This is a genomic window from Neisseria sp. HMSC065D04 (assembly GCF_001815675.1).
GTDB lineage: Bacteria > Pseudomonadota > Gammaproteobacteria > Burkholderiales > Neisseriaceae > Neisseria.
The window spans coordinates 24,873-36,071 of the sequence record NZ_KV821487.1 but is presented as its reverse complement, the minus strand read 5'-3'; the positions used below and the strand labels follow the sequence as shown (position 1 = coordinate 36,071).

12 protein-coding genes are annotated in these 11,199 nt (G+C 53.2%); 9 read left to right on the top strand and 3 right to left on the bottom strand.

Going from position 1 to position 11,199, the window contains the following annotated elements:
- Positions 1-21: 21 nt before the first annotated feature.
- The gene (locus HMPREF3050_RS02365; RefSeq protein ID WP_070773308.1) at positions 22-675 is read right to left on the bottom strand and encodes a phosphatase PAP2 family protein; all 654 of its coding nucleotides are present in this window, start codon (positions 673-675) and stop codon (positions 22-24) included.
- A gap of 275 nt (positions 676-950) precedes the next feature.
- Here HMPREF3050_RS02365 and HMPREF3050_RS02360 point away from each other — a divergent pair, with 275 nt between their 5' ends.
- Positions 951-1,130 (top strand): preprotein translocase subunit SecD, encoded by a 180-nt coding sequence (locus tag HMPREF3050_RS02360; protein ID WP_246830207.1) that lies wholly within the window; start codon positions 951-953, stop codon positions 1,128-1,130.
- A 129-nt stretch (positions 1,131-1,259) separates the two neighbouring features.
- On the opposite strand, the gene HMPREF3050_RS02355 is transcribed toward HMPREF3050_RS02360, so the two are convergent.
- A complete protein-coding gene (locus HMPREF3050_RS02355) occupies positions 1,260-2,090 on the bottom strand; it encodes an ATP-grasp domain-containing protein (protein WP_070773307.1) in 831 nt (276 codons plus the stop codon).
- Positions 2,091-2,505: 415 nt separating this feature from the next.
- On the opposite strand from HMPREF3050_RS02355, the gene HMPREF3050_RS02350 reads away from it, so the two are divergent.
- The 5 genes from HMPREF3050_RS02350 (at position 2,506) to HMPREF3050_RS02330 (ending at position 7,984) form a co-directional block, all read left to right on the top strand.
- The gene (locus tag HMPREF3050_RS02350) at positions 2,506-3,621 is read left to right on the top strand and encodes an ABC transporter substrate-binding protein (protein WP_070773306.1); all 1,116 of its coding nucleotides are present in this window, start codon (positions 2,506-2,508) and stop codon (positions 3,619-3,621) included.
- 593 nt (positions 3,622-4,214) lie between these two features.
- Complete coding sequence (locus tag HMPREF3050_RS02345) at positions 4,215-5,261, top strand: FecCD family ABC transporter permease (RefSeq protein WP_003755728.1); 1,047 nt, start codon at positions 4,215-4,217, stop codon at positions 5,259-5,261.
- A 70-nt stretch (positions 5,262-5,331) separates the two neighbouring features.
- Complete coding sequence (locus HMPREF3050_RS02340) at positions 5,332-6,555, top strand: ABC transporter substrate-binding protein (RefSeq protein ID WP_003755726.1); 1,224 nt, start codon at positions 5,332-5,334, stop codon at positions 6,553-6,555.
- A gap of 12 nt (positions 6,556-6,567) precedes the next feature.
- A complete protein-coding gene (locus HMPREF3050_RS02335; RefSeq protein WP_070773305.1) occupies positions 6,568-7,335 on the top strand; it encodes an ABC transporter ATP-binding protein in 768 nt (255 codons plus the stop codon).
- A gap of 217 nt (positions 7,336-7,552) precedes the next feature.
- The gene (locus HMPREF3050_RS02330; RefSeq protein WP_003743313.1) at positions 7,553-7,984 is read left to right on the top strand and encodes a plastocyanin/azurin family copper-binding protein; all 432 of its coding nucleotides are present in this window, start codon (positions 7,553-7,555) and stop codon (positions 7,982-7,984) included.
- 78 nt (positions 7,985-8,062) lie between these two features.
- On the opposite strand, the gene HMPREF3050_RS02325 is transcribed toward HMPREF3050_RS02330, so the two are convergent.
- Positions 8,063-8,959 carry a LysR family transcriptional regulator gene (locus HMPREF3050_RS02325; protein WP_003743316.1) on the bottom strand — a complete coding sequence of 299 codons (897 nt, stop codon included), beginning with the start codon at positions 8,957-8,959 and terminating at the stop codon, positions 8,063-8,065.
- Between the two features lie 123 nt (positions 8,960-9,082).
- Between HMPREF3050_RS02325 and HMPREF3050_RS02320 the strand changes: the two genes are divergently transcribed.
- From HMPREF3050_RS02320 to HMPREF3050_RS02310, 3 genes are all read left to right on the top strand, one after another.
- Positions 9,083-9,484, top strand: coding sequence for a DoxX family protein (locus HMPREF3050_RS02320; RefSeq protein ID WP_070773304.1), 402 nt, complete (start codon positions 9,083-9,085; stop codon positions 9,482-9,484).
- 96 nt (positions 9,485-9,580) lie between these two features.
- Positions 9,581-10,186, top strand: coding sequence for a nitroreductase family protein (locus HMPREF3050_RS02315; RefSeq protein ID WP_070773303.1), 606 nt, complete (start codon positions 9,581-9,583; stop codon positions 10,184-10,186).
- Positions 10,187-10,596: 410 nt separating this feature from the next.
- Complete coding sequence (locus tag HMPREF3050_RS02310; RefSeq protein ID WP_009312532.1) at positions 10,597-11,064, top strand: CinA family protein; 468 nt, start codon at positions 10,597-10,599, stop codon at positions 11,062-11,064.
- Positions 11,065-11,199: the final 135 nt, after the last annotated feature.

Here is an 11,199-nt window from a genome sequence, read left to right as displayed (position 1 = left end):
TACTGGTTTAAAGTTAATCCACTATATTTGGGAAACAGCCGGGTCGTCTGAAAGATAGCGACCCCTGAACACGAAATAATAAACCAACAACGCGGTCAGCGTGCCGTTTGTCCAGCCCGCCCAAACGTCGGTCGGGTAATGCACGCCCAGATAAACGCGCGAAAAGCCGGTACTCAGGGCAAAAGCAATGCCGATCAGCCACGCGACACGACGATAAGGCGTCTCACGGCACAACATAATCATCATAACGGCGATGGCGGCGGAAAAGGTGCTGTGTCCGCTGGGAAACGAAAAATTAGTTTCTTCAATCATGCGCGGCCAAAACAGCGGCCGCGGCCGTTCGAACCAATCTTTAATCAGCAGCATATTCAGCGTCGGTATCAAGGCGGCGCTCACGCAAAACAACGCACCGCGACGGTTGCCGGCACGATACAGCCACCATGCCGCGATGCCGATTAAAGGTACGGCGATGGCGGTTTTGCCCAAATAATGCAAAACAGTGGCAATAGGGAAAAAGCCTTCGCCGATGTTATGGTGGACCCACATCATCAAAGGTTTTTCAAATTCAAAACCGCCGTGCGTGTGCAAACGGACGGCAATCAATACCGCCAAAGGCAAAAATACCACACCGGCTATGAGCGCCGTGCGGCGGAAACGGATATGAAAATTGTGCATAAATCAAATAAAAATAGAGATTTGGAAAAGTTTTCCTGTTAATGAGCCATGTTTGATAAAAAACATCCGAAAGTGATAGTGCTTTTTATTGATTGTTGATAATTATTGCCTTTTTCTTACTGATAAATTAGGTAAATACACAAAGTAACTATTCTGACAATGTTATTCTACCCGCCCGGCAAAGCGGTTCAATATAGTGGATTAACTTTAAATCAGGACAAGGCGAGGCAACGCCATACGGGTTTAAAGTTAATCCACTATAAAAGGGTATCCGCATGAAGCCGCCAACTGCCTTACGGTACGCCATGATACCGAACGGCAGTATCAATAATAAACACAACAGCAAACATTTCGGAGGCTATATGTCAATTTTGTTTTTAAATTTAATCATGATCATCAGTTTGGTATCCATCGTCGCACTCGCCGCAGTCTGGATGGGGGAGCCCAAATTGTAATACCGATCAAAGGTTGACTGCCGAACGCAGTCGGTTTTACTAAAAAGGTCGTCTGAAAACAAGCATAGCACGGTTTAAAACCCGCTACCTTTGTTTTCAGACGACCTTTTTTGCATTGGTTCTTTATCATCAACCCGCGATAACGCGCTTTACCGCCTGCACCATATCGGCAACTGCGTTTTCAGCGGTATGCAGGTAAAGGGCGGGTTCGACGAGTTCCAATTCGTTGAGCAGCAACCTGTCGCCGATCAGTGTCCCGTCTATGCGGGCGTATGCCGGTATTTCAGGCAGCATGTCCAATATCTGCCGTGCGGTTTCGATTGCTTTTTTCGGCGGCGCGGCAGGGCTGACGGCGACGCCGTAGGCGGAATTGGCGCGCCATTCGCCTTGGGGCGGCATACGCAGTACGGCATGGCTGAATTGCCCGTCCAAAAACACCAGCGAGGTTTCGCCCGCCGTTTCGATTTCGCGGATATAAGGCTGGACGATGACGCCTTGCGGATAATCCTCCGCTTTCAACGACACTTCTCCCGCCCTGATTTTCGCCACGCCGCGCCCGCTCTGCCCGATAACGGGTTTGACGACCGCTTCCCGCCAGCCCCGATTTTTTAAAATGTCTTCCAATTTTTCTTTTTCAGACGACGTCTGCACGCTCGGAATCACGTCCGCTCCCCATTCTGCCAAATCGCACAAATAGCGTTTGTCCATGTTCCAACGCATCAGCCCGACGGGGTTGATAAACCTTTGCCCGCACGCTTCCGCTTCGGTCAGCCACTGCCCAAACGCTTCAGGCTCCGCTGCATAATCCCATGCGCACAAAGGCAGGATGAAGGCGGATTTCGGGCGGTTTTGCCAGGGCGCGAAGGCGGTGGGGATGTTGTCGTGCGTCAGTGCATCCGCCAGCGGCAGCAGGTTGGACGGCGGCTCGGGGTAGGTGAGGCAGGTGGTAATGGTCAGCATGGCGGACTTTCGAAAAATGAAATGACAGAATATTGACAAGGGGTTATGTCTTTGCTTGATGTTTCAGACGACCTTTTCTATAGTGGATTAACTTTAAACCGGGACGGCGTTACCTCGCCTTAGCTCAAAGAGAACGATTCTCTAAGGTGCTGAAGCACCAAGTGAATCGGTTCCGTACTATCTGTACTGTCTGCGGCTTCGTCGCTTTGTCCTGATTTAATTTAATCCACTATATCGGGCAAACGGCAGGCGTCGTCTGAACAATAAACACCATCACGCTTGTAATAAAAACTTCCCTGAATAACGGAACTTTTCCGTTTATTTTAAATCCATTAGGCTCGCATTAAAAATAAGAAAGATTCTTATTCATATCTAAATTAGATATAACATTATTTATTAAAAGGATTTTACTCTAATGAAACTGTCGCGCTTCTCCTCCCTTGCCCTTGCCGCCGCATTTGCATTCGGCACTGCCGCCGCTTATGCCAAACCGGTTCAAATTACCGATGTCAACGGCCGCAAAGTAACCGTCGACCTGCCCGCCAAACGCGTGGTTTTGGGCTTTTATTATCAAGACTACATGGCCATCGGCGGCAAGGATGCGCTGAATAATGTGGTCGGCTTCTCCAAAGCGGTTTGGGCCGACTGGGCGCCGCCGAGCTGGGCGGCGTTCAGCAAAGCCGTGCCTAAGCTGAACCAGCTTGCCGATGTGGGCGAGGTTGAAGTCGGCACGTTCTCCGTTGAAAAAGTATTGGCGTTGAAACCCGATTTGCTGATTTTGGCGGACTGGCAGTACAAGGCTCTAGGTTCAGACCTTGCCCGCATCAACAAGGCGGGCATTCCGATTGTAGTGTTGGACTACAACGCGCAAACGGTCGCCAAACACATCCAATCGACCAAGCTTATCGGCACGCTGACCGGCCAGCAACAAAAGGCGGACAAATTGGCGGCGGACTACAAACGCATCGCCGACACCATCCAAGCGCGCGTGAAAAAAGCCAATCTGCCCAAGCCTAAAGTGTATGTCGAGTTCGGCAACAAAGGCCCGGCGGAACACAGCGTCACCTTCGGCAAGAGCATGTGGGGTTCGATGGCGACGCTGGTTGGCGGCAACAATATCGCTGCTTCTTCAGTCGAGTTCTACGGCCCGATCAATCCCGAAAAAGTCCTTGCCGCCAAACCCGACGTCATCGTGATTACCGGCCGCGAAACCGAATTGAAAAAAAGCCCGACCGCTATGGTGATGGGTTGGGGCATTCCGAAAGCCGAAGCGGAAAAACGCTTGGCCGGTTTTGCCAAACGCGCCGGCTGGGCGAACCTGCCTGCGATTAAAAACAACCGCCTCTACGCTGCCTACCACGCCAACTCGCGCACGCTTTCCGACGGCGCATCAATTCAATTTATGGCCAAAGCGATTTATCCGCAGTTGTTCAAAGACTTCAATCCTGAGAAAACTTATACCGACTTCTACCGCCAAAACCTGCCTGTCGTGCCGAACGGTACGTTCTACCTGTATCCGAAAGGGCAGTAAGGCTGGTTTGCGGGTTTCAGACGACCTTTTTATGCGAAAGGTCGTCTGAAAGTAGCATGGGTTTTATACAGAACCGTAGTGTGGGCTTTGCCCGCGGATAACGTTTGTGGAAATGATGGCAAACGGTATGGGATTCCCTGTTTTCGTGGGCAAAGCCCACGCTACGACTTCCTATCGTGCCGAACAGAGAGCTTCAGGTGGGTTTGACTGTTTTGCCCTCTCCCTAGCCCTCTCCCACGGGGAGAGGGAACAAATTGCAGGGAATCACAACAATGGTCGGATTTCAGTCATCCGATTCCCTCTCTCCGTGGGAAAGAGAACAAATTGCAGGGAATCGCAACAATAGTTGAATTTCAGTTATCCGATTCCCTCTCCGTGGGAGAGGGAGCAAATTGTAGAGAATCACAACAATGGTCGGACTTCAGTTATCTGATTCCCTCTCCCCGTGGGAGAGGGCTAGGGAGAGGGCAAAGCCGTTTTGGAACGCCGTTATCCCGATTTTCAAAAAAACCACCCTTCAAAACGGATACAGACAAAAGAGATTGTCGGGCATGGATGTCCGACCTTGTTCCTTAATTTCAAAGGCTTAAAAAATGAATGATTCGGTTGTCGCCGAGATTGTGAAAAACCAGCGCAAGTTGGAAGGCAAGCGTTGGTTGATTGTTTTGATGTTTTTAATCATCGCATCGGTCAGCTTCTTATTCGACATCGCCACCGGTCCGGCGATGACGGACACGCTGCCTGTCGGCGAAGTGGTCAATGTTTTGCTGGGCAAACCCGAAGTCGATGAAATGAACCGCCTGATTGTGATGGATCTGCGCCTGCCGATTGCGGTGATGGCGCTGGTGGTCGGTGCGGCTTTGGGTGTCGGCGGAGCGGAGATTCAGACGTTGTTGAATAATCCGATGGCCAGCCCTTATACGCTGGGTTTGGCGGCGGCGGCGGGTTTGGGCGCGTCGGTGGTGATTGCGTTCGGCGGTTTCGGGCTGCCTGAAACGGTCGCCGTTCCCATCGGCGCGTTTGTGATGACCATGCTGGCTTCGGGCATCTTGTTTCTGTTTGCCTCGGCACGCCGCTTCAATTCGGCGATGCTGGTGTTGGTCGGGATTGCGCTGTTGTTTCTGTTTCAGTCGATTTTGTCGCTGATTCAATTTATCGCCGCGCCTGAGATTTCACAGCAGATTTTGTTTTGGCTGTTTGGCAGTTTGAACAAAGCAACTTGGGAAACGGTCATCGTTACGGCGGCGGTTACGGCGGTATGCGTGCTGCTGCTTTCACGCGATGTGTGGAAGTTGACTGCGCTGCGCTTGGGCGAAGAACGCGCCGTCGGGCTGGGCATCAATCTGCAACTTTTGCGCCTGAAAACGCTGGTGCTGGTGGCGGTGATGACGGCGACGGCAATCAGTTTCGTCGGCGTAATCGGCTTTATCGGACTGGTCGCGCCGCATGTGGCGCGGATTCTGCTCGGTGAGGACCAACGCTTTTTCCTGCCCGGCGCGATGCTGACAGGGGCGGCGTTTTTATCGGTCGCCAGCGTGTTGTCCAAGGTGATTATCCCGGGTGCGCTGTTTCCGGTGGGGATTGTTACCGCGTTTGTCGGCGTACCGTTTTTCTTTTGGATTGTATTGTCCAAGCGGTAAGTTTTTTCGGACGGTCTTTTGTTGCGACGGGGTCGTCTGAAACTGTTTTTTTATTTTACAGAGAGAACCAATGAAACCTATTTGCCGTATTTTAACCGCTGCCTTGTTCAGTCTTGCCGTGCAGGGTGTTTGTGCCGAAGTGAAAACGCTTACCGACGTACGCGGGCGCGAAGTGCGGGTCGATGTGCCTGCCAAACGTGTGGTGCTGGGCTTTTATTATCCTGATTATATTGCCGTATCCGGTGTCGATAAATTTGACAATGTGGTCGGTATTTCGCGCGAATTTTGGGAGAAATTCAACTCCGGCAGTTGGTCGCTCTACCGCGCCAAAATCCCTTCGCTGCAAAACATCGGCGACATCGGCAATGTGAACGCCGGTACATTTTCGTTTGAGAAAACCTTGGCAATGAAACCCGATGTGGTGGTGTTGGCGGATTGGCAGTATGACGTGTTGAAAGAAGAAATGCCGCGTTTCGAAAAAGCCGGCATTCCGGTGGTTGTGGTCGATTTCAATGCGCAAACGGTCGAACGCCATACCGCCAGTGCCAAACTTTTCGGCGAAATCGCCGGTACGCCGGAGCGTGCAGGGCAGATTGCCGGCGAATACGCCCAAGGCATAGCCGACATTCAAAAACGCGTGGCCGAAGCGGGCAAGCCCAAGCCGAAAATCTATATCGAGTTCGGAGACAAGGGTCCTGCCGAACATAGCTTTACTTTCGGCAAAAATATGTGGGGTGCGATTGCCGATACAGTGGGCGGCGACAATATTGCCGCAGCCTTCATCAAAGACTGGGGGGCGATTAATCCCGAGCAGTTTCTTGCCGCCAAGCCCGACGTTGTGATTATTTCCGGCACCGAAGCCGGACTGAAGCAGCCGGCGGCAATGGCGATGGGCATCGGCATCGAAGCCGCCGAAGCGCAAAAACGCTTACAGGGTTTCATCCGGCGTGCCGGTTGGGCGGAAATTCCCGCTGTCCGAAACGGCCGTGTGTTCGGCATTTACCATACTGCTTCGCGTTCGCTTTCCGATTTGGCATCCGCCCAATTTATCGCCAAAGCGTTGTATCCCGAAGCCTTTGCCGATGTGAATCCGGAAGAGACCTACCGTGAATTCCACCGTAAATACCTGCCGGTCGAGCCGAAGGGTACTTTCTTTATCCGTTTGGGTTGCGACGGTTTGGAAGACTGCAACAAACAAGCGGCTGCCGACACTGTTGCGGCATCAGCCGAAACCGTCGCCGAACCGTCACTATGGCAACGTATTAAAAACTGGTTTGCCGCCCTCTTTGCTTAAAGGTCGTCCAAAATGCTCCGACTGGAAAACGTACATATCCGACGCGGCGATTATGTGGTCGCCGACAGTATCGATTTGACGCTGGAACAAGGCAAAGTCTATTCCGTGCTCGGCCCGAACGGTACGGGCAAATCCTCGCTGATGAAAACGATTTTCGGCGAAGTGGCGCACAAAGGCACCATCCGCTACGGCGACGAAGCGTTGAGCAAAATCCACCTGCAAAGCTGGCGCAAACGCATAGGCTATATGCCGCAGGACACCGCCGCCGAAGCCTCGCTGACCGCACTGGAAGTCGTGTTGCTTGGCCGCATGGACGCGCTGCACATGCACGTCGGCGACGAACTGCTGCACGAAGCCGCAAGTATCATGGCGGAGCTGGGCATCGGCCATCTGGCGCACCGCGACGTCATGCGGCTTTCCGGCGGACAGCGGCAGCTCGTCATGTTTGCCCAAGTCATGCTGCGCCGCCCCGAAATCCTGATGCTGGACGAACCGGTCAGCGCGCTGGATATGCACCACCAGTTGAACCTCTTGGAGCGCGTGGTGCAATACACGCACGAACACAATCTGGTTACGCTGATGGTCTTGCACGATTTGAGCCTCGCCGCGCAGTTTTCAGACGGCGTGATTCTGCTCGGCGAAGGCAAAGTACAAGCGCAAGGCGCGCCGCAGGACGTGTTACAGGCGGATATGATAAGCAGGTTGTATAAAGTGGACATCGAACTTTTATACGACAGCAAAGGCCTGCCCGTTATCCGCCCGATGCGGCAGAGTGCGTAACTTAACCGCCGTCGTCATTCCAATGGATTCCCACCTGCGCGGGAATGACGACGGTTGACAATCAACAATCCGCTCCTGAAATGTCGGATTTGAGCATCCGGCCTGCGATCTCCCTGCAACTTATCCCCTCTCCCGCGGGAGAGGGTTAGGGAGAGGGCTTACCTCTTCGACTCATCAGCCCGTCCCATATTTTTTATCCTTAGAAAGGACTCCCCCCATGAAAAAATCCCTCTTCCTCCTCATGCTGACCGCTTCCCTCGGCGCATATGCCGCCAACCACGAAGTCAAAATGCTCGACAACGGCAAAGACGGCAGCATGGTGTTCGAACCCGGCTACGTCAACGCCAAAGTCGGCGACACCGTAACCTTCAAAGCCGCCAACAAAGGCCACTGGGTGCAAAGCAAAGCCCTGCCCGACGGCGTTGCCGACTTCCTGTCCGAAGACGGCAAAGACTTCACCCTCAAACTCGACAAAGAAGGCGTGTACGTCTATACCTGCCCGCCGCACCGCATGATGAACATGAGCGGCGTGATCCAGGTCGGCAAACCGGTGAATAAAGCCAAAGCGCAAGCCGTCGTGGACGAACTGGAAAACCGCGCCATGCAGAGCAAGGGTCGTCTGAAAAAATACATGCAGCAGGTCAAATAAACCGCCGCACAAACAAAAGGTCGTCTGAAACCGTTTCCCGTTTTCAGACGACCTTTTGCCAACCTTCATCCTCAATCCTTATTCCCCTTCCGCCGAAATCTTCTCGTTCAGAAAATCGATAAAGCTGCGCACCTTCGCGCTCAAAAACGCCCTGTCCACATAAACCGCGTTTAATTGCTCGGTCCGCACCCGATATTCCGGCAGCAGGCTGACCAACCTGCCTTCCTTCAAATCCTGTCTGGCTGACCACAGCGGCTGATAGGCGATGCCCGCGCCCGCCCTGACCAATTCGCGTATCATCAGCGTATTGTCGCTTTGAATCACCGGATTGAGCGTCAGAATACTTTTTTCACCCGTTTCCCGATGGGTGATTTCCAAATTGCGCTGGTCGGTGTAGGTCGGCAGGATGGCGGGATGGCGCATGACCTCTTCGGGCGTTTGCGGCTTGCCGTGTTTCGCCAGATACTCGGGCGAGGCGAGCAGGACGAATTGGATTTGCGCCAGCGGCTTGACGATAAGCGAGGGCGACAGGGTTTTTGCCACGCGCAAGGCAAGGTCGAAGCCTTCGGCAATCAAATCGACGTGGCGGTTGTCGAGCACCAGATCGAGCGTGACTTCGGGATAGCGTTCGCGGTATTCCGCCAGCCAAGTGCCGATTAAATTGCCCGCAAACCAAAGCGGCATGGTTACGCGCAACATGCCCTGCGGCGTGTCCGCCCCGCCTGCCGCCTTTTGTGCCGCGGTGTCGAGCGTATCGAGCGCGTAGCTGCATTGGCGGTAGTATTCTTCGCCCGCTTCGGTCAGGTGGAGGTTGCGGCTGTTGCGGTGTAGCAGCTTGGCCTTAATCGAATTTTCCAGATGGCTGACGTGTTTGCTCGCCATCGCGGTGGAAATATCAAGCTGCTCGGCGGCGCGGGTGAAGCTGCCGCTTTGGACAACTTGGCGGAAAACTTTAAGGCTGAACAGGGTATCCATGTTTTCTTTTAGGGAAACGTTGTATCAATAAAAGAAGTATATATCTACCGGCAGTAATTATCTATACTGCACAGATAAGATTAGTTTTCATTTAAACCCCGCATTTTTGATAAGGAGAACCCCATGTCTGCAACCTGCGCCCGTATCCAACCTATTTTATTGTCCGTATTGCGTATCGTAACCGCCTACCTCTTCCTCCTGCATGGCACGTCGAAATTCTTCGGCTTCCCGACATCCATGGGCAGCGGCTCGCCCGAAGGCTTGATGTTGGTGGCAGGCATTTTGGAAATCGCCGGCGGCATCCTATTGATTCTCGGACTGTTCACCCGTCCCGCCGCCTTCATCCTGTCCGGTCAGATGGCGGCTGCCTATTTCATGGCACACGCCTCCCAAGGTTCGGCGCTGTTCCCGCTTGCCAACGGCGGCGAATCGGCAGTATTGTTCTGCTTCGTGTTCCTCTATCTGGCAGCAGCCGGCGGCGGCTCATTGGCATTAGACAATATGTTCGGCAAAGACAAATCCTGATAGACCCAAAGGTCGTCTGAAAACAAGCAAAGCGGGTTTTACGAATAGATTTCTAAACCCGCCAACCGATTAAACATCAATCAAAGGAAAAACAAAATGACTCATCAAACCTTGCAACAAGCGGCCGAAACCCGCCGCTCCATTTACGCGCTGAACAAAAACCTACCTGTCAGCAACGAAGAAATCAGCGAAATCGTCAAACATGCCGTCTTACACACGCCTTCTTCCTTCAACTCGCAATCCACCCGCGTCGTCGTCCTTTTCGGCGAAGAACACGGCAAAGTGTGGCAATTTGTTGAAGACGCTTTGCGCGCCATCGTGCCTGCCGAACAATTCGAGCCGACCGCGCAAAAATTAAACCTGTTCAAAGCAGGCGCGGCGACCATTTTGTTCTTCGAAGACCAAAACGTCGTCAAAGGCCTGCAAGAGCAGTTCCCTTCTTATGCCGCCAACTTCCCCGTCTGGGCGGACCATGCGAACGCGATGACGCAATACGCCGTCTGGACAACGCTTGCCGCCGCCGGCGTGGGCGCGAACCTGCAACACTACAACCCGCTGCCCGACGCCGCCATCGCCAAAGAATGGAACCTGCCCGAAAGCTGGCTTCTGCGCGCGCAAATGGTTATCGGCGGCATCGAAGCGCCTGCCGGTGAAAAAGCCTTCGAGCCTGTGGAAAACCGTTTGAAAGTGTTCGGCGCATAATTGCCCGTCAAACAGAAAAAGGTCGTCTGAAAACCAACTTCGGTTTCAGACGACCTTTTGTTCAAATAGGTAAGGCTTAGGATAAACCAATCCGCAGCGTGGGCTTTGCCTGCGATTTTCCGCCCGAACATCCGAATCCAATCCTTCTTGTTCATCCGTGGGTAGAACCCACGCTACGGGCGGCTGGCGGTTTAACGGATAGGGCAAAGCACAAAAGGTCGTCTGAAAAATTGGGATTCCGGTTTTCAGACGACCTTTCGCCCACTCTCTGCAATCCTTCTATAGTGGATTAACTTTAAATCAGGACAAGGCGAGGCAACGCCGTACTGGTTTAAAGTTAATCCACTATATAATAGGGTCTCCACCCAACCCCATATTTCGGGGAAACCCGCCCAGCGAAAGGACATCCCATGACCGCCCTGCAAACCATAGCCGAACACCTGACCCGACACCGCCAAACCGTCACATGCGCCGAATCCTGCACCGGCGGTCTGTTGGCGGGCGCGTTCACCAGCATTGCAGGCAGCTCGCAATGGTTTCATCAAAGTTTCGTCACTTACAGCAACCAAGCCAAAGAAGAGCGCCTCGGCGTCATGCCCGACACGCTGCTGCAACACGGCGCGGTCAGCCGCGAGACTGTTTACGAAATGGCGCGCGGCGCGAAAGCCGTCGCCCAAGCCGACTACGCCCTCAGTATTTCCGGCATCGCAGGCCCGGGCGGCGGCAGCGCGGCAAAACCTGTCGGCACGGTTTGGTTCGGTTTGTCCACGCCGACCGAATCATTGGAACAGATGCAAGTCTTCAGCGGCGACCGCGAAGCCGTCAGAACACAGGCTGTCGAGTTTGCCCTTAATCTTTTGGCAAAACATTTGGTCTGACCGTTTTTTGTCGGCTGCGAATCCGTTGGCTTTTGAAAATCCGATGTATGTGGTTTTCACATACCACATAAAAAAGCAGGGATGCCATCACGCACCCCTGCTTTTTTATAGTGGATTAAATTTAAATCAGGACAA

Excerpts from the sequence above, each read along its gene's own strand:
- HMPREF3050_RS02350 (WP_070773306.1), top strand. The coding sequence starts at position 2,506 with ATGAAACTGTCGCGCTTCTCCTCCCTTGCCCTTGCCGCCGCATTTGCA.
- HMPREF3050_RS02320 (WP_070773304.1), top strand. The coding sequence starts at position 9,083 with ATGTCTGCAACCTGCGCCCGTATCCAACCTATTTTATTGTCCGTATTG.
- HMPREF3050_RS02310 (WP_009312532.1), top strand. The coding sequence starts at position 10,597 with ATGACCGCCCTGCAAACCATAGCCGAACACCTGACCCGACACCGCCAA.
- HMPREF3050_RS02355 (WP_070773307.1), bottom strand. The coding sequence starts at position 2,090 with ATGCTGACCATTACCACCTGCCTCACCTACCCCGAGCCGCCGTCCAAC.
- HMPREF3050_RS02345 (WP_003755728.1), top strand. The coding sequence starts at position 4,215 with ATGAATGATTCGGTTGTCGCCGAGATTGTGAAAAACCAGCGCAAGTTG.
- HMPREF3050_RS02315 (WP_070773303.1), top strand. The coding sequence starts at position 9,581 with ATGACTCATCAAACCTTGCAACAAGCGGCCGAAACCCGCCGCTCCATT.
- HMPREF3050_RS02340 (WP_003755726.1), top strand. The coding sequence starts at position 5,332 with ATGAAACCTATTTGCCGTATTTTAACCGCTGCCTTGTTCAGTCTTGCC.
- HMPREF3050_RS02365 (WP_070773308.1), bottom strand. The coding sequence starts at position 675 with ATGCACAATTTTCATATCCGTTTCCGCCGCACGGCGCTCATAGCCGGT.
- HMPREF3050_RS02360 (WP_246830207.1), top strand. The coding sequence starts at position 951 with ATGAAGCCGCCAACTGCCTTACGGTACGCCATGATACCGAACGGCAGT.
- HMPREF3050_RS02335 (WP_070773305.1), top strand. The coding sequence starts at position 6,568 with ATGCTCCGACTGGAAAACGTACATATCCGACGCGGCGATTATGTGGTC.
- HMPREF3050_RS02325 (WP_003743316.1), bottom strand. The coding sequence starts at position 8,959 with ATGGATACCCTGTTCAGCCTTAAAGTTTTCCGCCAAGTTGTCCAAAGC.
- HMPREF3050_RS02330 (WP_003743313.1), top strand. The coding sequence starts at position 7,553 with ATGAAAAAATCCCTCTTCCTCCTCATGCTGACCGCTTCCCTCGGCGCA.